The following is a 22,518-nucleotide window of genomic DNA, read 5'->3' on the forward strand; positions in this document are numbered from 1 at the left end:
TTCGGGAGTTGAAAATGGCCAAGGAAAAGTTTGAGCGGACCAAGCCGCACGTGAACGTTGGTACGATTGGTCACGTTGACCACGGCAAGACGACGCTGACGGCAGCGATCACGACGGTGCTGACGAAGAAGTTCGGCGGCGAAGCGAAGGCATACGACCAGATCGACGCGGCGCCTGAAGAAAAGGCGCGCGGCATCACGATCAACACGGCGCACGTGGAATACGAGACGGCGAACCGCCACTACGCGCACGTCGACTGCCCGGGCCACGCTGACTACGTGAAGAACATGATCACGGGCGCGGCGCAGATGGACGGCGCGATCCTGGTGTGCTCGGCCGCAGACGGCCCGATGCCGCAAACGCGCGAGCACATCCTGCTGGCGCGTCAGGTTGGCGTTCCGTACATCATCGTGTTCCTGAACAAGTGCGACATGGTGGACGACGCCGAGCTGCTCGAGCTGGTCGAGATGGAAGTGCGCGAACTGCTGTCGAAGTACGACTTCCCGGGCGACGACACGCCGATCATCAAGGGTTCGGCGAAGCTGGCGCTGGAAGGCGACACGGGCGAGCTGGGCGAAGTGGCGATCATGAACCTGGCGGACGCGCTGGACACGTACATCCCGACGCCGGAGCGCGCGGTCGACGGTGCGTTCCTGATGCCGGTGGAAGACGTGTTCTCGATCTCGGGCCGCGGTACGGTGGTGACGGGTCGTGTCGAGCGCGGCGTGATCAAGGTGGGTGAGGAAATCGAAATCGTCGGTATCAAGCCGACGGTGAAGACGACCTGCACGGGCGTGGAAATGTTCCGCAAGCTGCTGGACCAGGGTCAGGCAGGCGACAACGTCGGTATCCTGCTGCGCGGCACGAAGCGTGAAGACGTGGAGCGCGGCCAGGTTCTGGCGAAGCCGGGTTCGATCACGCCGCACACGCACTTCACGGCTGAGGTGTACGTGCTGTCGAAGGACGAAGGCGGTCGTCATACGCCGTTCTTCAACAACTACCGTCCGCAGTTCTACTTCCGTACGACGGACGTGACGGGCTCGATCGAGCTGCCGAAGGACAAGGAAATGGTGATGCCGGGCGACAACGTGTCGATCACGGTGAAGCTGATTGCGCCGATCGCGATGGAAGAAGGTCTGCGCTTCGCAATCCGTGAAGGCGGCCGCACCGTCGGCGCCGGCGTCGTCGCCAAGATCATCGAGTAAGCCAGTTATTCGCTGATCGACAGTTTAGGGGCCGGTGTCAGCCGGTCCCAACATGGTCTAGGGGTATAGCTCAACTGGCAGAGCGTCGGTCTCCAAAACCGAAGGTTGGGGGTTCGATTCCCTCTGCCCCTGCCACATAAGCCACGTTTTTCTGCGTGGCGTTTGTTTTAGAGTGTTATGGCGAATCCTTCCGTCGAAACTGTAAATACCTCCGGCGATAAGCTGATGCTGGCCCTGGGTGTATTGTTGGTCTTGGCCGGATTCGCGGGCTTCTTCTTGCTGGGTGGCAAGGAGTGGTATATCCGCGGCGCTGCTTTGGCAGTGGGGGTGATCGCCGGTGTGGGCGTTGCGCTGATATCGCTTCCGGGCAAGGGCTTCATTGCTTTTGCGAAGGATTCGTACCGCGAGGTGCGCAAAGTCGTTTGGCCCACGCGCAAGGAAGCCACGCAAACCACGCTTGTCGTCTTCGGTTTTGTGCTGGTCATGGCCCTCCTTCTTTGGATAAGCGATAAATCCATCGAATGGGTGATATTCTCGGTGATTCTGGGTTGGAAATGATATGAGCGATACTCCGGCATCCCCGAGTGGAAAACGTTGGTACGTCGTGCACGCCTACTCCGGTATGGAGAAGAGCGTGCAACGTGCGCTTCAAGAGCGCATCGAACGTGCCGGCATGCAGGACAAGTTCGGCCAGATCCTGGTTCCGACCGAGGAAGTGGTTGAAGTCAAGGGCGGTCACAAAGCGGTGACCGAGCGTCGTTTCTTCCCCGGCTACGTGCTGGTTGAAATGGAAATGACAGACGAAACGTGGCACCTCGTGAAAAACACCGCGAAGGTCACCGGTTTCGTCGGCGGGGCGCGCAATCGCCCGAGTCCGATTTCCCCGCGGGAAGTCGAAAAGATCATGTCGCAGATGCAGGAAGGTGTGGAGAAGCCGCGCCCGAAGACCCTGTTCGAAGTCGGCGAGATGGTGCGCGTGAAGGAGGGTCCGTTCACGGACTTCAACGGCACGGTCGAAGAAGTGAACTACGAAAAATCGAGAGTTCGCGTGTCGGTCACCATTTTCGGTCGCGCAACGCCGGTCGAATTGGAATTCGGCCAGGTCGAAAAGGTTTGAGCAAAGTTCAGGTGGGCAGCTCCGGGAGCTGCCCACCTTCGCGCTTACGGCCCGCGCTAATGGTCGTTGAGGAGCGCAAGTAGTCGCAGGACGAACCCGCGTTATCACTCACCGGACGCTTTCATGCGTTCCAACGAGGTTTTCAAATGGCAAAGAAGATTGTCGGCTTTATCAAGCTGCAGATCCCTGCAGGTAAAGCCAATCCGTCGCCGCCGGTCGGTCCGGCACTGGGCCAGCGCGGCCTGAACATCATGGAGTTCTGCAAGGCGTTCAACGCGCAGACTCAAGGCATGGAGCCGGGTCTGCCGGTGCCGGTCGTCATCACGGCATACGCGGACAAGAGCTTCACGTTCGTGATGAAGACCCCGCCCGCGACGGTCCTGATCAAGAAGGCGGCGAAGGTCGACAAGGGCTCGAGCAAGCCCCACACCGACAAGGTCGGCAAGATCACCCGCGCGCAAGCGGAAGAAATCGCGAAGACCAAGATGCCGGATCTTACGGCAGCTGATCTCGACGCGGCCGTTCGCACCATCGCTGGTAGCGCACGCTCGATGGGCATCACTGTGGAGGGCGTGTAAATGGCCAAGATCTCGAAGCGCCGTCAGGCATTTGCCGCTAAGGTCGACCGTCAGAAACTGTACGCGATCGACGAGGCTCTGGCTCTCGTGAAGGAATGCGCGAGCGCGAAGTTCAACGAGTCGATCGACGTCGCGGTTCAGCTCGGCATCGATGCGAAAAAGTCGGACCAGGTCGTTCGTGGTTCGGTCGTGTTGCCGGCCGGTACCGGCAAGTCGGTCCGCGTCGCCGTGTTTGCGCAAGGCGAGAAGGCCGAGCAAGCGCGCGCTGCCGGTGCCGAAGTGGTCGGTATGGAAGATCTGGCTGAGCAGATCAAGGCCGGTCAAATGGACTTCGACATCGTGATCGCTTCGCCGGACACGATGCGTATCGTCGGCACGCTGGGTCAGATCCTCGGCCCGCGAGGCCTGATGCCGAACCCGAAGGTCGGCACGGTCACGCCGGACGTCGCGACCGCGGTGAAGAACGCGAAGGCGGGTCAGGTGCAGTTCCGCGTCGACAAGGCGGGCATCATCCACGCGACGATCGGCCGTGCATCGTTCGAGCCGACCGCGCTGCGTTCGAACCTGTCGGCGCTGATCGAAGCGCTGCAGAAGGCGAAGCCGGCGACGAGCAAGGGCGTGTATCTGCGCAAGATCGCGCTGTCGAGCACGATGGGCGTCGGCGTTCGCGTCGACCAGGGCTCGCTGGCCGCGCAGTAAGTGAAGTTATTCGGGCCGCTTCCGCGAGAAGCGGCTCAAAAGGGCTTTGGGCGGTCGTTCGATGCAGCATCGTCGGACGGCCGGTTATCAAAGACCGTTGGTGGGAAAGCAGCAGTTGGGCGATCCCTTAATGCAAGCCAACGCAGATGGCGAACCCGAAAAAGTTTTGCAGTGGTGAAGCGGAAGGTCGACGAGCGATCGACGATCTTCGGCGGAAATACTCCTAACGAGTCGGACGCCGTTGTTGAACGAGGTACGCGATGCGTCATGCGGAGCGTATCGATTCTGGAGGCTAACCGTGCCGCTTAATAGAGAAGACAAGCAAGCCGTCGTTGCTGAGGTCGCCGCGCAAGTTGCGAAGGCCCAGACCGTTGTGCTGGCTGAGTATCGTGGGATTACGGTTGGCGATCTGACCAAGCTGCGCGCGAAAGCGCGCGAGCAACAGGTTTACCTGCGCGTGTTGAAGAACACGCTGGCGCGCCGCGCCGTCGAAGGTACGCCGTTTGCTCCGCTGGCAGAGCAGATGACTGGCCCCCTGATCTACGGCATCTCGGAAGATGCCATTGCTGCTGCGAAGGTCGTCAACGACTTCGGCAAGAGCAATGACAAGTTGGTCATCAAGGCCGGTTCGTTCGATGGCAAGGTGATGGACAAGGCGGGCGTGCAAGCGCTGGCCAGCATCCCGAGCCGCGAAGAACTGCTCTCGAAGCTGCTGTTCGTCATGCAGGCGCCTGTTTCCGGCTTTGCGCGCGCTCTTGCCGCGCTGGCGGAGAAGAAGCAAGCCGAAGCTGCATAAGCGGACGCATCTGGGCACAACAGATCGCTGGCTGTATCCGAATTCAATTTAGGAGTATTTCAAATGGCAATCGCAAAAGAAGACATCCTGGCAGCAGTCGAAGGGATGACCGTTCTGGAACTGAACGAGCTGGTCAAGGCGTTCGAAGAGAAGTTTGGCGTGTCGGCCGCTGCTGTCGCAGTTGCTGGCCCGGCCACTGGCGGCGCTGCTGCGGCTGCTGAAGAGAAGACCGAATTCACGGTCGTTCTGACGGAAGCAGGCGGCAACAAGGTTGCAGTCATCAAGGCCGTTCGCGAACTGACGGGCCTGGGCCTGAAGGAAGCGAAGGATCTGGTTGACGGCGCACCGAAGCCCGTCAAGGAAGGCGTCGACAAGGCTGCCGCTGACGAAGCCAAGAAGAAGCTGGAAGACGCGGGCGCGAAGGTCGAAGTCAAGTAAGTTCCGACGCGCTGTGCGAAGGCTGGCGGTTTTCCACCGCCGGCCTTTTTGTGCTTTGTGGGGGCAGTGTTTTGACACTCTTTGAAGAGGTCGGACGAGCACCCGCAGAAGCCAAAGAAAAACGCCCATCCACCATCGATCGGCGATTTTTCTTTGTCTTCTGAAGCGACTGCAGAAGGCAAGTTTGGTCGGGCAGCGGGCAACACAGGCATCCGCTGCCGTCAGCCAGCGGTTGGTAGCGGCCAACCACCAAGCTTCTCGGCTCGTGCCGTCGGACGGCCATCGGGTCTCAGTCGGTGAACACTCGGGTTTGACACGTCAAGGTATCCCGCCTCGATAGCGCCCGTCGTGATTCGGAGATCGTATGCAATATTCCTTCACCGAGAAGAAGCGCATTCGCAAGAGTTTCGCGAAGCGTTCCATCGTTCACCAAGTGCCTTTCCTGCTGGCCACCCAGCTTGAATCATTCAGCACATTTCTGCAAGCCGATGTGCTTACCGCGCAACGCAAGTCCGAAGGGTTGCAGGCCGCCTTCACGTCGGTGTTTCCCATCGTTTCGCATAACGGCTTCGCTCGTCTCGAGTTCGTGAGCTATGCGTTGTCGTCGCCGGCGTTCAACATCAAGGAATGCCAGCAGCGCGGCCTGACCTATTGCTCGGCGCTGCGCGCGAAGGTGCGCCTCGTGCTCCTCGACAAGGAGTCGCCGAGCAAGCCCGTCGTCAAGGAAGTGAAGGAACAGGAAGTGTACATGGGCGAAATTCCGCTCATGACGCCGACCGGTTCGTTCGTCATCAACGGCACCGAGCGCGTGATCGTGTCGCAGCTGCACCGTTCGCCCGGCGTGTTCTTCGAACACGACAAGGGCAAGACGCACAGCTCGGGCAAGCTGCTGTTCTCCGCGCGGATCATTCCGTACCGCGGCTCGTGGCTCGACTTCGAATTCGATCCGAAGGACGTGCTGTACTTCCGCGTCGACCGTCGCCGCAAGATGCCGGTCACGATCCTGCTGAAGGCGATCGGCCTCACGCCGGAACAGATCCTCGCGAACTTCTTCGTCTTCGACAACTTCACGCTGATGGACGAAGGCGCGCAGATGGAGTTCGTGCCCGAGCGCCTGCGCGGCGAAGTCGCGCGCTTCGACATCACCGATCGCGAAGGCAAGGTCATCGTCCAGAAGGACAAGCGGATCAACGCGAAGCACATTCGCGATCTCGAAGCCGCGAAGACCAAGTACATCTCGGTGCCCGAAGACTATCTGCTCGGCCGCGTGCTGGCGAAGAACGTCGTCGACGGCGACACGGGTGAAGTGATCGCGAACGCGAACGACGAGATCACGGAAGGCGTGCTCGAGAAGCTGCGCGAAGCGAAGATCAAGGAAATCCAGACGCTCTATACGAACGATCTGGACCAGGGTCCGTACATCTCGTCGACGCTGCGCGTCGACGAAACCGTCGACAAGACGGCCGCGCGCATCGCGATCTACCGGATGATGCGCCCGGGCGAGCCGCCGACGGAAGAAGCCGTCGAGGCGCTGTTCAACCGTCTGTTCTATAGCGAAGACGCGTACGACCTGTCGAAGGTCGGCCGCATGAAGTTCAACCGCCGCGTCGGCCGCGACGAAATCACGGGCCCGATGACGCTGCAGGACGACGACATCCTCGCGACGATCAAGATCCTCGTCGAGCTGCGCAACGGCAAGGGCGAAGTCGACGACATCGACCACCTCGGCAACCGTCGCGTGCGCTGCGTCGGCGAACTGGCGGAGAACCAATTCCGCGCAGGTCTCGTGCGCGTCGAGCGCGCGGTGAAGGAACGCCTCGGCCAGGCCGAAAGCGAAAACCTGATGCCGCACGACCTGATCAACTCGAAGCCGATCTCGTCGGCGATCCGCGAGTTCTTCGGTTCGTCGCAACTGTCGCAGTTCATGGACCAGACCAACCCGCTGTCGGAAATCACGCACAAGCGCCGCGTTTCCGCACTGGGCCCGGGTGGCCTGACGCGCGAGCGCGCGGGCTTCGAAGTCCGCGACGTGCACCCGACCCACTATGGCCGCGTGTGCCCGATCGAAACGCCGGAAGGTCCGAACATCGGTCTGATCAACTCGCTCGCCCTGTACGCGCACCTGAACGAGTACGGCTTCCTCGAGACGCCGTACCGCAAGGTCGCCGACAGCAAGGTGACCGACCAGATCGACTATCTGTCGGCGATCGAAGAAGGCCGCTACATGATCGCGCAGGCGAACGCGGCGATCGACGACAACGGTCAGCTGGTCGACGAACTGGTGTCGTCGCGCGAAGCCGGCGAAACGATGATGGTCACGCCGGACCGCATCCAGTACATGGACGTGGCGCCGTCGCAGATCGTGTCGGTTGCGGCTTCGCTGATTCCGTTCCTCGAGCACGATGACGCGAACCGCGCGCTGATGGGCTCGAACATGCAGCGTCAGGCCGTGCCGTGCCTGCGCCCTGAGAAGCCCGTCGTCGGTACCGGTATCGAGCGCACCGTGGCGGTCGACTCGGGCACGACGGTGCAGGCGTTGCGCGGCGGCGTCGTCGACTACGTCGACGCGGGCCGCATCGTGATTCGCGTGAACGACGACGAAGCGGTCGCGGGTGAAGTCGGCGTCGACATCTACAACCTGATCAAGTACACGCGTTCGAACCAGAACACGAACATCAACCAGCGTCCGATCGTGAAGATGGGCGACAAGGTCGCGCGCGGCGACGTGCTGGCCGACGGCGCATCGACGGACCTGGGCGAGCTCGCGCTCGGCCAGAACATGCTGATCGCGTTCATGCCGTGGAACGGCTACAACTTCGAGGATTCGATCCTGATCTCGGAGAAGGTCGTGGCCGACGATCGCTACACGTCGATCCACATCGAAGAGCTGAACGTCGTTGCACGCGACACGAAGCTCGGGCCGGAAGAAATCACGCGCGACATCTCGAACCTGGCGGAAGTCCAGCTCGGTCGTCTCGACGAATCGGGCATCGTCTACATCGGTGCGGAAGTCGAAGCGGGCGACGTGCTGGTCGGCAAGGTCACGCCGAAGGGCGAAACCCAGCTGACGCCGGAAGAGAAGCTGCTGCGCGCGATCTTCGGCGAGAAGGCGTCGGACGTGAAGGACACGTCGCTGCGTGTGCCGTCGGGCATGAGCGGCACCGTGATCGACGTCCAGGTGTTCACGCGCGAAGGCATCCAGCGCGACAAGCGTGCTCAGCAGATCATCGACGACGAACTGAAGCGCTATCGCCTCGACCTGAACGACCAGCTGCGCATCGTGGAAGGCGACGCGTTCCAGCGTCTCGCGCGCATGCTCGTCGGCAAGGTCGCGAACGGCGGTCCGAAGAAGCTCGCGAAGGGCACGAAGATCGACCAGGCTTACCTGGAAGACCTCGACCACTATCACTGGTTCGACATCCGCCTCGCGGACGACGAAGCGGCGGCTCAGCTCGAAGCGATCAAGAACTCGATCGAGGAAAAGCGTCACCAGTTCGACCTCGCGTTCGAAGAGAAGCGCAAGAAGCTCACGCAAGGCGACGAACTGCCGCCGGGCGTGCTGAAGATGGTCAAGGTGTACCTCGCGGTGAAGCGCCGCCTGCAGCCTGGCGACAAGATGGCAGGCCGTCACGGTAACAAGGGTGTCGTGTCGAAGATCGTTCCGATCGAAGACATGCCGTACATGGCCGACGGTCGTCCGGCAGACGTCGTGCTGAACCCGCTCGGCGTGCCGTCGCGGATGAACGTGGGTCAGGTTCTGGAAGTGCACCTCGGCTGGGCCGCGAAGGGCCTCGGCTGGCGTATCGGCGAAATGCTGCAGCGTCAGGTGAAGCTCGAGGAACTGCGTGCGTTCCTGACGAAGATCTACAACGAGTCGGGCCGCGCGGAAGATCTGGACAGCTTCAGCGACGACGAAATCCTCGAGCTCGCGAAGAACCTGCGCGAAGGCGTGCCGTTCGCAACGCCGGTGTTCGACGGTGCGACCGAGGAAGAAATGTCGAAGATGCTCGATCTGGCGTTCCCGGACGAGATCGCGGAACAGCTCGGCATGAACCCGTCGAAGAATCAGGTCCGCCTGTACGACGGCCGCACGGGTGAAATGTTCGAACGTCGCGTGACGCTCGGCTACATGCACTACCTGAAGCTGCACCACTTGGTCGACGACAAGATGCACGCGCGTTCGACGGGCCCGTACTCGCTCGTGACGCAGCAGCCGCTCGGCGGCAAGGCACAGTTCGGCGGCCAGCGTTTCGGTGAAATGGAAGTGTGGGCGCTCGAAGCGTATGGCGCATCGTACGTGCTGCAGGAAATGCTGACGGTGAAGTCGGACGACGTCACGGGCCGTACCAAGGTTTATGAAAACCTGGTGAAGGGCGATCACGTGATCGATGCCGGCATGCCCGAGTCGTTCAACGTGCTGGTGAAGGAAATCCGGTCGCTGGGTATCGACATCGACCTGGACCGGAACTAATCGGACTACTGGAGAGAAGCGATGAAAGCTTTGCTCGATCTATTCAAGCAAGTCCAACAAGAAGAAGTTTTTGACGCGATCAAGATTGGTCTGGCTTCGCCGGACAAGATCCGTTCGTGGTCGTTCGGCGAGGTGAAGAAGCCGGAGACGATCAACTACCGCACGTTCAAGCCGGAGCGCGACGGTCTGTTCTGCGCGAAGATCTTCGGCCCGATCAAGGACTACGAGTGCTTGTGCGGCAAGTACAAGCGCCTGAAGCACCGCGGCGTGATCTGCGAGAAGTGCGGCGTCGAAGTGACGCTCGCGAAGGTGCGTCGTGAACGGATGGGCCACATCGAGCTGGCGTCGCCCGTCGCGCACATCTGGTTCCTGAAGTCGCTGCCGTCGCGTCTGGGCATGGTGCTCGACATGACGCTGCGCGACATCGAGCGCGTGCTGTACTTCGAAGCATACGTGGTGATCGATCCGGGCATGACGCCGCTGAAGGCGCGTCAGATCATGACCGAAGAGGATTACTACAACAAGGTCGAGGAATACGGCGACGAATTCCGCGCCGAAATGGGCGCGGAAGGCGTGCGCGAGCTGCTGCGCGCGATCAACATCGACGAGCAGGTCGAGACGCTGCGCACCGAGCTGAAGAACACCGGCTCGGAAGCGAAGATCAAGAAGTACGCGAAGCGCCTGAAGGTCCTCGAGGCATTCCAGCGCTCGGGCATCAAGCCCGAGTGGATGATCCTCGAAGTGCTGCCGGTGCTGCCGCCGGAACTGCGTCCGCTCGTGCCGCTCGACGGCGGCCGTTTCGCGACGTCGGACCTGAACGACCTGTACCGCCGCGTGATCAACCGTAACAACCGGTTGAAGCGTCTGCTCGAGCTGAAGGCGCCGGAAATCATCGTCCGCAACGAAAAGCGGATGCTGCAGGAAGCCGTCGACTCGCTGCTCGACAACGGCCGTCGCGGCAAGGCGATGACGGGCGCGAACAAGCGTCCGCTGAAGTCGCTCGCCGACATGATCAAGGGCAAGGGCGGCCGCTTCCGCCAGAACCTGCTCGGCAAGCGCGTCGACTACTCGGGCCGTTCGGTCATCGTGGTCGGCCCGACGCTGAAGCTGCACCAGTGCGGTCTGCCGAAGCTGATGGCGCTCGAGCTGTTCAAGCCGTTCATCTTCAACAAGCTCGAAGTGATGGGCGTCGCGACGACCATCAAGGCCGCGAAGAAGGAAGTCGAGAACCAGACGCCCGTCGTGTGGGACATCCTCGAAGAGGTGATCCGCGAGCACCCGGTGATGCTGAACCGCGCGCCGACGCTGCACCGTCTCGGCATCCAGGCGTTCGAGCCGGTTCTGATCGAAGGCAAGGCGATCCAGCTGCACCCGCTCGTCTGCGCGGCGTTCAACGCCGACTTCGACGGTGACCAGATGGCCGTTCACGTGCCGCTGTCGCTCGAAGCGCAGATGGAAGCGCGCACGCTGATGCTTGCGTCGAACAACGTGCTGTTCCCGGCGAACGGCGATCCGTCGATCGTGCCGTCGCAGGATATCGTGCTGGGTCTGTACTACGCGACCCGCGAAGCGATCAATGCGAAGGGCGAAGGCCTGTCGTTCACCGGCGTGTCGGAAGTGCTCCGCGCGTACGAGAACAAGGAAGTCGAGCTCGCATCGCGCGTGAACGTGCGGATCACCGAAATGGTCCGCAACGAGGACACGTCGGAAGGCGCGCCGCAGTTCGTGCCGAAGATCTCGCTGTACGCGACGACCGTCGGCCGCGCGATCCTGTCGGAAATCCTGCCTGCCGGCCTGCCGTTCTCGGTGCTGAACAAGCCGCTGAAGAAGAAGGAAATCTCGCGCCTCATCAACACGGCGTTCCGCAAGTGCGGTCTGCGCGCGACGGTGGTCTTCGCCGATCAGTTGATGCAGTCGGGCTTCCGCCTCGCGACGCGCGCCGGCATCTCGATCTGCGTCGACGACATGCTCGTGCCGCCGCAGAAGGAAACGATCGTCGGCGACGCCGCGAAGAAGGTGAAGGAATACGACCGCCAGTACATGTCGGGTCTCGTCACCGCGCAGGAACGCTACAACAACGTGGTCGACATCTGGTCGGCGACGTCGGAAGCGGTCGGCAAGGCGATGATGGAGCAGTTGTCGACGGAGCCGGTGACGGACCGCGACGGCAACGAAACGCGCCAGGAATCGTTCAACTCGATCTACATGATGGCCGACTCGGGCGCCCGGGGTTCGGCGGTGCAGATTCGTCAGCTGGCCGGTATGCGCGGCCTGATGGCGAAGCCGGACGGCTCGATTATCGAGACGCCGATTACCGCGAACTTCCGCGAAGGCCTGAACGTGTTGCAGTACTTCATCTCGACCCACGGTGCACGGAAGGGTCTGGCTGATACGGCACTGAAGACGGCGAACTCGGGTTACCTGACGCGTCGTCTCGTCGACGTGACGCAGGATCTCGTCGTCGTCGAGGACGATTGCGGCACGTCCAACGGCGTCGCGATGAAGGCGCTCGTCGAAGGCGGTGAAGTCGTCGAAGCGCTGCGCGACCGCATCCTCGGCCGCGTCGCGGTGGCGGACGTCGTGAATCCGGAGACGCAGGAAACGCTGTACGAATCCGGCACGCTGCTCGACGAAACGGCGGTCGAAGAGATCGAGCGCCTCGGCATCGACGAAGTGCGCGTGCGCACGGCGCTGACCTGCGAAACGCGCTACGGCCTGTGCGCGTCGTGCTACGGCCGTGACCTCGGCCGTGGCTCGCTCGTGAACGTCGGCGAAGCGGTCGGCGTGATCGCGGCGCAGTCGATCGGCGAACCGGGCACGCAGCTGACGATGCGTACGTTCCACATCGGTGGTGCGGCATCGCGTGCGGCAGTGGCTTCGTCGGTCGAAGCGAAGAGCAACGGTACCGTGCGCTTCACGGCGACGATGCGTTATGTCACGAACGCGAAGGGCGAGCAGATCGTCATCTCGCGCTCGGGCGAGGCGATGATCACGGACGATATCGGCCGGGAGCGCGAGCGCCACAAGGTGCCGTACGGCGCGACGCTGCTGCAGCTCGACGGTGCGCAGATCAAGGCCGGTACGCAGCTGGCCACGTGGGATCCGCTGACGCGTCCGATCATCACCGAGTACGGCGGTACGGTGAAGTTCGAGAACGTCGAGGAAGGCGTGACGGTCGCGAAGCAGATCGACGACGTGACCGGTCTGTCGACCCTCGTCGTGATCGACGTGAAGCGCCGCGGTTCGCAAGCTTCGAAGAGCGTGCGCCCGCAGGTGAAGCTGCTCGACGCGAACGGCGAAGAAGTGAAGATCCCGGGCACGGAGCACGCGGTGCAGATCGGCTTCCAGGTCGGCGCGCTGATCACCGTGAAGGACGGTCAGCAAGTGCAGGTGGGTGAAGTGCTCGCACGTATCCCGACCGAAGCGCAGAAGACGCGCGACATTACCGGCGGTCTGCCGCGCGTGGCCGAGCTGTTCGAAGCGCGTTCGCCGAAGGATGCGGGCATTCTCGCGGAAGTCACGGGTACGACGTCGTTCGGCAAGGACACGAAGGGCAAGCAGCGTCTCGTCATCACGGATCTCGAGGGCAACCAGCACGAGTTCCTGATCGCGAAGGAAAAGCAGGTGCTGGTCCACGATGCTCAGGTCGTCAACAAGGGCGAAATGATCGTGGACGGTCCGGCCGATCCGCACGACATCCTGCGTCTGCAGGGTATCGAGGCGCTGTCGCGCTACATCGTCGACGAAGTGCAGGACGTGTACCGTCTGCAGGGCGTGAAGATCAACGACAAGCACATCGAAGTGATCGTGCGTCAGATGCTTCGCCGCGTGCAGATCGTCGACAACGGCGATACGCGTTTCATCCCTGGCGAGCAGGTCGAGCGTTCGGACATGCTGGACGAGAACGATCGCATGATCGCCGAGGACAAGCGTCCGGCAACGTACGACAACATCCTGCTGGGTATCACGAAGGCGTCGCTGTCGACCGACTCGTTCATCTCCGCGGCATCGTTCCAGGAAACGACCCGCGTGCTGACCGAAGCGGCGATCATGGGCAAGCGCGACGATCTGCGCGGCCTGAAGGAAAACGTGATCGTCGGCCGTCTGATTCCGGCAGGTACGGGCCTCGCGTTCCACAAGGCGCGCAAGGCGAAGGAACTGTCGGATCGCGAACGTTTCGACCAGATCGCAGCGGAAGAGGCGTTCGAGTTCGGCACGCCGGCGGCGCCCGCCGAAGAGCCGCAGCATCCGGCGGAGTAAGCGAAGCGGCGCGAGCCGCTTTGCCAGTCTGCTGATGAAGCCGCCCGGTTTCGACCGGGCGGCTTTTTTTTCGCGAACCGTTCGGCGGCGAGTCTGCCGATCGGATAACGTGCGAACGCCGTTCTCCTTTCGCTGCGGGGACGTTGGTAAAATTCCGCCCACCGGCACTTTTCGTTGTCCTCCATCCGATCCATGTCCCGCGCGCTCGAAATTCTCAACGAAGTCTTTGGCTATCCCGCCTTCCGAGGTCAACAGGGCGAGATCGTCGAGCACGTCGCGGCGGGCGGCGACTGCCTCGTGCTGATGCCGACGGGTGGCGGCAAGTCGCTCTGCTACCAGATTCCGGCGCTCGTGCGCAACGAGGCTGGCTGCGGCGCCGGCATCGTCGTGTCGCCGCTGATCGCGCTGATGCAGGACCAGGTCGCCGCGCTTTCCGAAGTCGGCGTGCGCGCCGCGTATCTGAATTCGACGCTCTCCGGCGCCGAGGCGGCCGCGACCGAGCGCGCGCTGCGCGACGGGGACATCGATCTGCTCTATGTCGCGCCCGAGCGGCTGATGACGCCGCGCTTCCTCGATCTGCTCGAGCGCGCCCGCATCGGCCTCTTCGCAATCGACGAGGCGCACTGCGTGTCGCAGTGGGGGCACGATTTCCGGCCCGAGTACATCCAGTTGTCGGTGCTGCACGAGCGTTTCCCGGACGTGCCGCGAATCGCGCTGACGGCGACCGCCGACGCGATCACGCGCGACGAGATCGTCCAGCGGCTCGCGCTCGACGACGCGCGGATTTTCGTGTCGAGCTTCGATCGGCCGAACATCCGCTACCGGATTGTCGAGAAGGACAACGCGCGCGCGCAGCTGCTCGATTTCATCCGGGCGGAGCACACGAATGCGGACGGCACGACCGACGCGGGCGTCGTCTACTGCCTGTCGCGCCGCAAGGTCGAGGAGACGGCCGAGTGGCTGAAGGCGCAAGGGGTTCGTGCGCTGCCGTATCACGCGGGGATGGAATTCGGAATCCGGCAGAGGCACCAGGAGATGTTCCAGCGCGAGGAAGGCGTCGTCATGTGCGCGACGATCGCGTTCGGAATGGGCATCGACAAGCCGGACGTGCGCTTCGTCGCGCACCTCGATTTGCCGAAGAGCGTCGAAGGCTACTACCAGGAGACGGGTCGCGCGGGCCGCGACGGCATGCCCGCCAACGCGTGGATGGCGTACGGGCTCGGCGACGTGGTCCAGCAGCGCAAGATGATCGACGAGTCGGACGCCGACGACACGCACAAGCGCGTCCAGACGTCGAAGCTCGACGCGCTGCTCGGGCTGTGCGAGACGGCGTCGTGCCGCCGCGTCCGGCTGCTCGCGTATTTCGGCGAGACGAGCGCACCGTGCGGCAACTGCGACACCTGCATCGAGCCGCCGGCGACGTGGGATGCGACGCGCGAGGCGCGGATGGCGCTGTCGTGCGTGTTCCGTGCGCAGCGCGCGAGCGGCTTCAACTTCGGCGCGAGCCACCTGATCGAAGTGCTGCGCGGCGCGCGCAACGAGAAGGTACTGCAGCGCGGCCACGAGAATCTCAGCACGTTCGGCATCGGCGCCGAGCTGTCCGAGCCCGAATGGCGCGCGATCTTCCGGCAGCTCGTCGCGTTCGGCTACCTCGCCGTCGATCACGGCGGCTTCGGCGCGCTCGTGCTGACCGAGGCGAGCAAGCCGGTGCTCAAGGGCGAGGAGACGGTCACGCTGCGCCGCTACGTGAAGCCGGCGCGCACCCGCCAGTCGTCGGGCCGCAGCGGCGCACGCGTCGATCCGACGGCCGGCATGAATCCGCGCGAGCGCGCGTGCTGGGAGCGGCTGCGCGCGTGGCGGGCGGAGACCGCGAAGAGCGACGGCGTGCCCGCGTACGTGATCTTCCACGACGCGACGCTCGCGGAGATCGCCCGCAACGCGCCGGAGTCGATCGAAGATCTGCGCCATATTCCAGGGATCGGCGCGCGCAAGCTCGACCGCTTCGGCGACGAGATCCTCGAGGTCGTCGAAGCGGCCTGACGCGCGTCGCCGGCGACCGCATTCTGGCACCAAAAATCACGCAAGCTGTTGACTCACTTGGGATTTTCGGAATATTATGCTGGGTTCCGGTTCTCGGTGGGTTGATTCCTGGGCGCAAGCCTTGGGTCGCGTACGCGTTCCGGAGCGTCACGCATGTCGGATTTCGCTTTGCCCGAGGCCGACGTGTCGTTTTTGGTCAATTTCAGGAATAAACAATGCCAACCATCAATCAACTGGTTCGCAAAGGCCGCACGTCGGAAACGACGAAGAGCAAGAGCCCGGCCTTGCAGGACTGCCCCCAGCGTCGCGGCGTGTGCACCCGTGTGTACACGACGACGCCGAAGAAGCCGAACTCGGCACTCCGTAAGGTCGCCAAGGTTCGTCTGACGAACGGCTTCGAAGTGATTTCGTACATCGGCGGTGAAGGCCACAACCTGCAGGAACACTCGGTTGTGCTGATCCGCGGCGGCCGTGTGAAGGACTTGCCGGGTGTGCGTTACCACATGGTTCGCGGCTCGCTGGATACGCAGGGCGTCAAGGACCGTAAGCAAGCTCGTTCGAAGTACGGCGCGAAGCGTGCAAAGGCTGCGAAGTAAGCTGCCTCTGAATGGAGATCGCCTCCGGGCGGTTAAGGCGGTGGTGCCGGATTGCCGGTGCTGTCGAGTAAGTGGTCACCCGGCCAAGCTGGTTAGTCGAGCAGATGAGATCGGGTTAGTTGGTGGCCGCGGGGCTTTCGAGCTCCAACTGAACAGGTAAAGGAAGAAACATGCCGCGTCGTCGCGAAGTCCCCAAGCGGGAAGTGTTGCCGGATCCGAAGTACGGCAATGTAGATGTAGCCAAGTTCATGAACATGCTGATGCTGTCCGGCAAGAAGTCGGTCGCTGAGCGCATCGTTTATGGCGCATTCGAGCAAATCCAGACCAAGGGTGGCAAGGACCCGCTGGAAGTGTTCACGGTTGCGCTCAACAACGTGAAGCCGGTCGTCGAAGTGAAGAGCCGTCGCGTTGGTGGTGCCAACTATCAGGTTCCGGTCGAAGTGCGCCCGTCGCGTCGTATGGCATTGGCGATGCGCTGGTTGCGCGAGGCTGCGAAGAAGCGTAGCGAGAAGTCGATGGCGCTGCGTCTGGCCGGTGAGCTCTCCGAAGCGGCTGAAGGCCGCGGCGGCGCGATGAAGAAGCGCGACGAAGTTCACCGGATGGCGGAAGCCAACCGGGCGTTCTCGCACTTCCGTTTCTAAGCGCCAGGCTGGGCTGTTAGCGGAAAAATTCCGGGCGGGTGCGCTTTTCAAGCGCCTCGCCCGTTTGTGTTGAGGTGTGCTGCGACAAGGGTCGCATCGCGCCAACCAATAGAGGATCAAAGTGGCTCGTAAGACTCCTATCGAGCGCTACCGCAACATCGGTATTAGCGCTCACATCGACGCCGGCAAAACGACGACGACCGAGCGCATTCTGTTTTACACCGGTGTGAACCACAAGATCGGTGAAGTTCACGATGGCGCTGCAACGATGGACTGGATGGAGCAGGAACAGGAGCGTGGCATCACGATCACGTCCGCTGCGACCACCGCCTTCTGGAAGGGCATGGGCGGCAACTATCCGGAACACCGCATCAACATCATCGACACCCCGGGGCACGTCGACTTCACGATCGAAGTGGAGCGCTCGATGCGCGTCCTCGACGGCGCGTGCATGGTCTACTGCGCAGTGGGCGGCGTGCAGCCGCAGTCGGAAACGGTGTGGCGCCAGGCGAACAAGTACAAGGTGCCGCGTCTTGCGTTCGTCAACAAGATGGACCGCACCGGCGCGAACTTCTTCAAGGTTTATGACCAACTGAAGACCCGTCTGAAGGCGAACCCGGTGCCGGTGGTGGTGCCGATCGGCGCGGAAGAAACCTTCAAGGGCGTCGTCGACCTCATCAAGATGAAGGCGATCATTTGGGACGAGGCGTCCCAAGGCACGAAGTTCGACTACGTCGACATCCCGGCCGAACTCGTCGATACGTGCAACGAGTGGCGCGAGAAGATGGTCGAAGCGGCGGCCGAGTCGAGCGAAGACTTGATGAACAAGTATCTCGAAGCGGGCGAACTGGCTGAGGCGGAAATCGTCAAGGGTCTGCGAGATCGTACGATCGCTTGCGAAATCCAGCCGATGCTGTGCGGTACCGCGTTCAAGAACAAGGGCGTGCAGCGCATGCTCGACGCCGTGATCGACTTCCTGCCGTCGCCGGTCGATATTCCGCCGGTTACGGGCGAACTCGAAAATGGCGAGAAGACGGAACGCCGCGCTGCCGACGACGAGAAGTTCTCGGCGCTCGCGTTCAAGATCATGACCGACCCGTTCGTCGGCCAACTGATCTTCTTCCGCGTGTATTCGGGCGTGGTGAATTCGGGCGACACGCTGCTCAACGCGACCAAGGACAAGAAGGAACGTCTCGGCCGTATTCTGCAGATGCACGCGAACCAGCGCGAAGAAATCAAGGAAGTGCGCGCTGGCGACATCGCCGCAGCGGTCGGCCTGAAGGAGGCGACGACGGGCGACACGCTGTGCGATCCGGCACATCCGATCGTGCTCGAGCGCATGATTTTCCCGGAGCCGGTGATTTCGCAGGCAGTCGAGCCGAAGACGAAGGCTGACCAGGAAAAGATGGGCCTGGCGCTCAATCGTCTCGCTCAGGAAGATCCGTCGTTCCGCGTGCAGACCGACGAAGAATCGGGTCAAACGATCATTTCGGGCATGGGCGAGCTCCACCTCGAAATCCTGGTTGACCGGATGAAGCGTGAGTTCGGCGTGGAAGCGACGGTCGGCAAGCCGCAGGTGGCATACCGCGAAACCATTCGCAAGTCGGCTGCGGATGTGGAAGGCAAGTTCGTCAAGCAGTCGGGCGGCCGCGGTCAGTATGGCCATGCGGTGATTACGCTCGAGCGCAGCGAGCAAGGCAAGGGTTATGAATTCGTCGACGCGATCAAGGGCGGTGTGATTCCTCGCGAATTCATTCCTTCGGTCGACAAGGGTATTCAGGAAACCCTGAAGAGCGGCGTGATGGCAGGCTTCCCGGTGGTGGACGTCAAGGTCACGCTGACTTTCGGCTCGTACCACGACGTCGACTCGAACGAAAATGCGTTCCGCATGGCTGGTTCGATGGCGTTCAAGGAAGCAATGCGCCGCGCCGATCCGGTTCTGCTCGAGCCGATGATGGCTGTGGAAGTCGAGACGCCCGAAGATTTCATGGGCAACGTGATGGGCGATCTGTCGGGTCGTCGCGGCATCATCCAGGGCATGGATGACATGGTCGGCGGCGGCAAGATCGTTCGCGCCGAAGTGCCGCTGTCGGAAATGTTCGGCTACTCGACGTCGCTGCGTTCGCTGACGCAAGGTCGTGCAACGTACACGATGGAGTTCAAGCACTACGCTGAAGCTCCGAAGAACGTTGCTGATGCGATCATCAGCGCCAAGTCGAAGTAACTCGACAATACAACTGATTATTTTTGAAAGAAGAGAGTCATGGCAAAAGGTAAATTCGAGCGGACCAAGCCGCACGTGAACGTTGGTACGATTGGTCACGTTGACCACGGCAAGACGACGCTGACGGCAGCGATCACGACGGTGCTGACGAAGAAGTTCGGCGGCGAAGCGAAGGCATACGACCAGATCGACGCGGCGCCGGAAGAAAAGGCGCGCGGCATCACGATCAACACGGCGCACGTGGAATACGAGACGGCGAACCGCCACTACGCGCACGTCGACTGCCCGGGCCACGCTGACTACGTGAAGAACATGATCACGGGCGCGGCGCAGATGGACGGCGCGATCCTGGTGTGCTCGGCCGCGGACGGCCCGATGCCGCAAACGCGCGAGCACATCCTGCTGGCGCGTCAGGTTGGCGTTCCGTACATCATCGTGTTCCTGAACAAGTGCGACATGGTGGACGACGCCGAGCTGCTCGAGCTGGTCGAGATGGAAGTGCGCGAACTGCTGTCGAAGTACGACTTCCCGGGCGACGACACGCCGATCATCAAGGGTTCGGCGAAGCTGGCGCTGGAAGGCGACACGGGCGAGCTGGGCGAAGTGGCGATCATGAACCTGGCGGACGCGCTGGACACGTACATCCCGACGCCGGAGCGCGCGGTCGACGGTGCGTTCCTGATGCCGGTGGAAGACGTGTTCTCGATCTCGGGCCGCGGTACGGTGGTGACGGGTCGTGTCGAGCGCGGCGTGATCAAGGTGGGTGAGGAAATCGAAATCGTCGGTATCAAGCCGACGGTGAAGACGACCTGCACGGGCGTGGAAATGTTCCGCAAGCTGCTGGACCAGGGTCAGGCAGGCGACAACGTCGGTATCCTGCTGCGCGGCACGAAGCGTGAAGACGTGGAGCGCGGCCAGGTTCTGGCGAAGCCGGGTTCGATCACGCCGCACACGCACTTCACGGCTGAGGTGTACGTGCTGTCGAAGGACGAAGGCGGTCGTCATACGCCGTTCTTCAACAACTACCGTCCGCAGTTCTACTTCCGTACGACGGACGTGACGGGCTCGATCGAGCTGCCGAAGGACAAGGAAATGGTGATGCCGGGCGACAACGTGTCGATCACGGTGAAGCTGATTGCGCCGATCGCGATGGAAGAAGGTCTGCGCTTCGCAATCCGCGAAGGCGGCCGCACCGTCGGCGCCGGCGTCGTCGCCAAGATCATCGAGTAATATCGACGATCCGCAGTTTGTAGTAATATTCAGCGCCCGGGACCGGGCGCCCGCCCTCCGCGGATGTCCGGTCCTACGTTCTTTTTGTGATCTGGCGGTGCAATATCGCCTCGCTCTTTTGAAGGAATCGCCATGCAGCAGCAAAAAATCCGCATTCGCCTGAAGGCTTTCGACTATCGTCTGATCGATCAGTCGGCTGCCGAGATCGTCGACACGGCAAAGCGGACCGGCGCGATCGTCCGTGGCCCTGTGCCGCTGCCGACGCGTATCCAGCGCTTCGATATCCTCCGTTCGCCGCACGTCAACAAGACGTCGCGCGACCAGCTCGAAATCCGCACCCACCAGCGCCTGATGGACATCGTCGACCCGACCGACAAGACGGTCGATGCGCTGATGAAGCTCGATCTGCCGGCTGGCGTCGACGTGGAAATCAAGCTGCAATAAGGCTTGCAGCGGCGCCCGGCTTGCCGGACGGCGCTAAGTCTTTGATTGCTTGCAGAAAACGAAAAGCCTCGCTATAATGCAAGGCTTTTCGCGTATTTGCGTAAAAAGCTGGCGACTTGGGGGCTCCCTGGGTCACGGCGTTTTGTAAATTAGCCCCGACCAATCGCAGTCGGGAATGGAGAAAACGATGAGCCTTGGACTCGTAGGTCGCAAGGTTGGCATGACCCGTATCTTCACGGCTGAAGGGGATTCGATTCCCGTCACCGTGCTCGACGTGTCGGACAACCGCGTGACGCAGATCAAGACTGTTGAAACCGACGGCTACACGGCCGTGCAGGTTGCATTCGGCTCCCGCCGCGCATCGCGCGTGACGAAGCCGCTGGCAGGTCATCTCGCCAAAGCCGGTGTCGAAGCCGGTGAAATCCTCAAGGAATTCCGCATCGATGCGGCCAAGGCAGCCGAACTGTCGAATGGCGCCATCGTTGGCCCGGATCTGTTCGAAGTGGGCCAGAAGGTCGACGTGCAAGGCGTGTCGATCGGTAAGGGCTACGCCGGCACGATCAAGCGCTACAACTTCGGTTCCGGCCGTGCGTCGCACGGTAACTCGCGCTCGCACAACGTGCCGGGCTCGATCGGCATGGCGCAGGATCCGGGTCGTGTGTTCCCGGGCAAGCGCATGACGGGTCACATGGGTGACGAGACGGTGACGGTTCAGAACCTCGAAATCGCTCGCATCGACGCCGATCGCAAGCTGCTGCTCGTCAAGGGTGCAGTTCCGGGTGCGAAGGGCGGCAAGGTTTTCGTGACGCCGGCCGTGAAGACGCGTGCCGTGAAGGGGGCGAAATAATGGAACTCAAGCTCCTGAATTCGAATGGTCAGGAAGGTGCGGTGGTCAACGCGTCGGACGTCGTGTTCGGCCGTGACTACAACGAAGCGCTGATCCATCAGGTCGTCGTTGCTTACCAGGCGAACGCTCGCCAGGGCAACCGCGCGCAGAAGGATCGCGAGCAAGTCAAGCACACGACCAAGAAGCCGTGGCGCCAGAAGGGTACGGGCCGTGCTCGTGCCGGTATGTCGTCGAGCCCGCTGTGGCGTGGCGGTGGCCGGATCTTCCCGAACTCGCCCGACGAAAACTTCTCGCACAAGGTCAACAAGAAGATGCATCGCGCAGGTCTCTGCTCGATCTTCTCGCAGCTGGCCCGCGAAGGCCGTCTGTCGGTCGTCGAGGACATCGTTCTCGAAGCGCCGAAGACCAAGCTGCTGGCCGACAAGTTCAAGGCCATGGGTCTCGAATCCGTGCTGGTCATTACCGACACGGTCGACGAAAACCTGTACCTCGCGTCGCGCAACCTGCCGCATGTGGCGGTTGTCGAGCCGCGCTACGCTGACCCGCTGTCGCTGATCTACTTCAAGAAAGTGCTGGTCACGAAGGCTGCGGTCGCCCAGATCGAGGAGTTGCTGTCATGAGCGAGATTCGCAAGAACGATCATCGTTTGATGCAGGTCCTGCTCGCACCGGTGATCTCCGAAAAGGCGACGCTGGTTGCCGACAAGAACGAGCAAGTCGTGTTCGAAGTCGCACCGGATGCCACGAAGCAGGAAGTGAAGGCGGCTGTCGAGCTGCTGTTCAAGGTTGAAGTTGATTCGGTCAACGTGCTGGTTCAGAAGGGCAAGCAAAAGCGCTTCGGCCGCTCGATGGGTCGCCGCAAGGACGTGAAGAAGGCGTACGTCTGCCTGAAGCCCGGCCAGGAAATCAACTTTGAAGCGGAGGCCAAGTAAT

18 protein-coding genes and 1 tRNA gene are annotated in these 22,518 nt (G+C 62.0%); all 19 read left to right on the plus strand.

The window, feature by feature from the left end:
* Nucleotides 1-14: 14 nt before the first annotated feature.
* The 19 genes from tuf (BG90_RS08880) to rplW all read left to right on the plus strand — a co-directional run bounded on the left by tuf (BG90_RS08880) (nucleotide 15) and on the right by rplW (nucleotide 22,517).
* A complete protein-coding gene (gene tuf / locus BG90_RS08880) occupies nucleotides 15-1,205 on the plus strand; it encodes an elongation factor Tu (RefSeq protein WP_038802783.1) in 1,191 nt (396 codons plus the stop codon).
* 59 nt (nucleotides 1,206-1,264) lie between these two features.
* Nucleotides 1,265-1,340 (plus strand) — tRNA-Trp (locus BG90_RS08885).
* 42 nt (nucleotides 1,341-1,382) lie between these two features.
* Nucleotides 1,383-1,763, plus strand: a complete 381-nt coding sequence (gene secE / locus BG90_RS08890) for a preprotein translocase subunit SecE (protein ID WP_025990033.1) — start codon at nucleotides 1,383-1,385, stop codon at nucleotides 1,761-1,763.
* Between the two features lies 1 nt (nucleotide 1,764).
* A complete protein-coding gene (nusG, locus tag BG90_RS08895) occupies nucleotides 1,765-2,322 on the plus strand; it encodes a transcription termination/antitermination protein NusG (protein WP_004525645.1) in 558 nt (185 codons plus the stop codon).
* A gap of 146 nt (nucleotides 2,323-2,468) precedes the next feature.
* On the plus strand, nucleotides 2,469-2,900 hold the full coding sequence (gene rplK, locus BG90_RS08900; protein WP_004198368.1) for a 50S ribosomal protein L11: 432 nt from the start codon (nucleotides 2,469-2,471) through the stop codon (nucleotides 2,898-2,900).
* Nucleotides 2,901-3,599 (plus strand): 50S ribosomal protein L1, encoded by a 699-nt coding sequence (rplA, locus tag BG90_RS08905; protein WP_010106980.1) that lies wholly within the window; start codon nucleotides 2,901-2,903, stop codon nucleotides 3,597-3,599.
* A gap of 298 nt (nucleotides 3,600-3,897) precedes the next feature.
* A complete protein-coding gene (gene rplJ, locus BG90_RS08910) occupies nucleotides 3,898-4,395 on the plus strand; it encodes a 50S ribosomal protein L10 (RefSeq protein ID WP_010106979.1) in 498 nt (165 codons plus the stop codon).
* Between the two features lie 63 nt (nucleotides 4,396-4,458).
* Nucleotides 4,459-4,833 carry a 50S ribosomal protein L7/L12 gene (gene rplL / locus BG90_RS08915; RefSeq protein ID WP_010106978.1) on the plus strand — a complete coding sequence of 125 codons (375 nt, stop codon included), beginning with the start codon at nucleotides 4,459-4,461 and terminating at the stop codon, nucleotides 4,831-4,833.
* A 364-nt stretch (nucleotides 4,834-5,197) separates the two neighbouring features.
* The gene (rpoB, locus tag BG90_RS08920) at nucleotides 5,198-9,304 is read left to right on the plus strand and encodes a DNA-directed RNA polymerase subunit beta (protein WP_010106977.1); all 4,107 of its coding nucleotides are present in this window, start codon (nucleotides 5,198-5,200) and stop codon (nucleotides 9,302-9,304) included.
* A gap of 21 nt (nucleotides 9,305-9,325) precedes the next feature.
* Nucleotides 9,326-13,564, plus strand: a complete 4,239-nt coding sequence (gene rpoC, locus BG90_RS08925) for a DNA-directed RNA polymerase subunit beta' (protein ID WP_025990032.1) — start codon at nucleotides 9,326-9,328, stop codon at nucleotides 13,562-13,564.
* Between the two features lie 192 nt (nucleotides 13,565-13,756).
* A complete protein-coding gene (gene recQ, locus BG90_RS08930; protein WP_010117322.1) occupies nucleotides 13,757-15,604 on the plus strand; it encodes a DNA helicase RecQ in 1,848 nt (615 codons plus the stop codon).
* 215 nt (nucleotides 15,605-15,819) lie between these two features.
* Complete coding sequence (gene rpsL / locus BG90_RS08935; RefSeq protein WP_010106973.1) at nucleotides 15,820-16,200, plus strand: 30S ribosomal protein S12; 381 nt, start codon at nucleotides 15,820-15,822, stop codon at nucleotides 16,198-16,200.
* Between the two features lie 170 nt (nucleotides 16,201-16,370).
* Nucleotides 16,371-16,841, plus strand: coding sequence for a 30S ribosomal protein S7 (rpsG, locus tag BG90_RS08940; RefSeq protein ID WP_004198359.1), 471 nt, complete (start codon nucleotides 16,371-16,373; stop codon nucleotides 16,839-16,841).
* A gap of 121 nt (nucleotides 16,842-16,962) precedes the next feature.
* Complete coding sequence (fusA, locus tag BG90_RS08945; RefSeq protein ID WP_010106972.1) at nucleotides 16,963-19,065, plus strand: elongation factor G; 2,103 nt, start codon at nucleotides 16,963-16,965, stop codon at nucleotides 19,063-19,065.
* Nucleotides 19,066-19,104: 39 nt separating this feature from the next.
* Nucleotides 19,105-20,295, plus strand: a complete 1,191-nt coding sequence (gene tuf / locus BG90_RS08950) for an elongation factor Tu (RefSeq protein ID WP_038802782.1) — start codon at nucleotides 19,105-19,107, stop codon at nucleotides 20,293-20,295.
* A 132-nt stretch (nucleotides 20,296-20,427) separates the two neighbouring features.
* Nucleotides 20,428-20,739, plus strand: coding sequence for a 30S ribosomal protein S10 (rpsJ, locus tag BG90_RS08955; protein WP_004199280.1), 312 nt, complete (start codon nucleotides 20,428-20,430; stop codon nucleotides 20,737-20,739).
* Between the two features lie 187 nt (nucleotides 20,740-20,926).
* On the plus strand, nucleotides 20,927-21,586 hold the full coding sequence (gene rplC / locus BG90_RS08960; RefSeq protein ID WP_010106969.1) for a 50S ribosomal protein L3: 660 nt from the start codon (nucleotides 20,927-20,929) through the stop codon (nucleotides 21,584-21,586).
* Complete coding sequence (gene rplD, locus BG90_RS08965; RefSeq protein ID WP_006029285.1) at nucleotides 21,586-22,206, plus strand: 50S ribosomal protein L4; 621 nt, start codon at nucleotides 21,586-21,588, stop codon at nucleotides 22,204-22,206. Before rplC ends, rplD begins: the two co-directional genes overlap by 1 nt.
* Entirely contained in the window at nucleotides 22,203-22,517 is a 315-nt protein-coding gene (gene rplW / locus BG90_RS08970; protein WP_004199275.1) for a 50S ribosomal protein L23, read from the plus strand. Before rplD ends, rplW begins: the two co-directional genes overlap by 4 nt.
* The last annotated feature ends 1 nt before the right edge of the window (nucleotide 22,518 follow it).

The organism is Burkholderia oklahomensis C6786, from assembly GCF_000959365.1.
GTDB lineage: Bacteria > Pseudomonadota > Gammaproteobacteria > Burkholderiales > Burkholderiaceae > Burkholderia > Burkholderia oklahomensis.

Excerpts from the sequence above, each read along its gene's own strand:
- tuf (WP_038802783.1), top strand. The coding sequence starts at position 15 with ATGGCCAAGGAAAAGTTTGAGCGGACCAAGCCGCACGTGAACGTTGGT.
- secE (WP_025990033.1), top strand. The coding sequence starts at position 1,383 with ATGGCGAATCCTTCCGTCGAAACTGTAAATACCTCCGGCGATAAGCTG.
- nusG (WP_004525645.1), top strand. The coding sequence starts at position 1,765 with ATGAGCGATACTCCGGCATCCCCGAGTGGAAAACGTTGGTACGTCGTG.
- rplK (WP_004198368.1), top strand. The coding sequence starts at position 2,469 with ATGGCAAAGAAGATTGTCGGCTTTATCAAGCTGCAGATCCCTGCAGGT.
- rplA (WP_010106980.1), top strand. The coding sequence starts at position 2,901 with ATGGCCAAGATCTCGAAGCGCCGTCAGGCATTTGCCGCTAAGGTCGAC.
- rplL (WP_010106978.1), top strand. The coding sequence starts at position 4,459 with ATGGCAATCGCAAAAGAAGACATCCTGGCAGCAGTCGAAGGGATGACC.
- rpoB (WP_010106977.1), top strand. The coding sequence starts at position 5,198 with ATGCAATATTCCTTCACCGAGAAGAAGCGCATTCGCAAGAGTTTCGCG.
- rpoC (WP_025990032.1), top strand. The coding sequence starts at position 9,326 with ATGAAAGCTTTGCTCGATCTATTCAAGCAAGTCCAACAAGAAGAAGTT.
- recQ (WP_010117322.1), top strand. The coding sequence starts at position 13,757 with ATGTCCCGCGCGCTCGAAATTCTCAACGAAGTCTTTGGCTATCCCGCC.
- rpsL (WP_010106973.1), top strand. The coding sequence starts at position 15,820 with ATGCCAACCATCAATCAACTGGTTCGCAAAGGCCGCACGTCGGAAACG.
- rpsG (WP_004198359.1), top strand. The coding sequence starts at position 16,371 with ATGCCGCGTCGTCGCGAAGTCCCCAAGCGGGAAGTGTTGCCGGATCCG.
- tuf (WP_038802782.1), top strand. The coding sequence starts at position 19,105 with ATGGCAAAAGGTAAATTCGAGCGGACCAAGCCGCACGTGAACGTTGGT.
- rpsJ (WP_004199280.1), top strand. The coding sequence starts at position 20,428 with ATGCAGCAGCAAAAAATCCGCATTCGCCTGAAGGCTTTCGACTATCGT.
- rplC (WP_010106969.1), top strand. The coding sequence starts at position 20,927 with ATGAGCCTTGGACTCGTAGGTCGCAAGGTTGGCATGACCCGTATCTTC.
- rplD (WP_006029285.1), top strand. The coding sequence starts at position 21,586 with ATGGAACTCAAGCTCCTGAATTCGAATGGTCAGGAAGGTGCGGTGGTC.
- rplW (WP_004199275.1), top strand. The coding sequence starts at position 22,203 with ATGAGCGAGATTCGCAAGAACGATCATCGTTTGATGCAGGTCCTGCTC.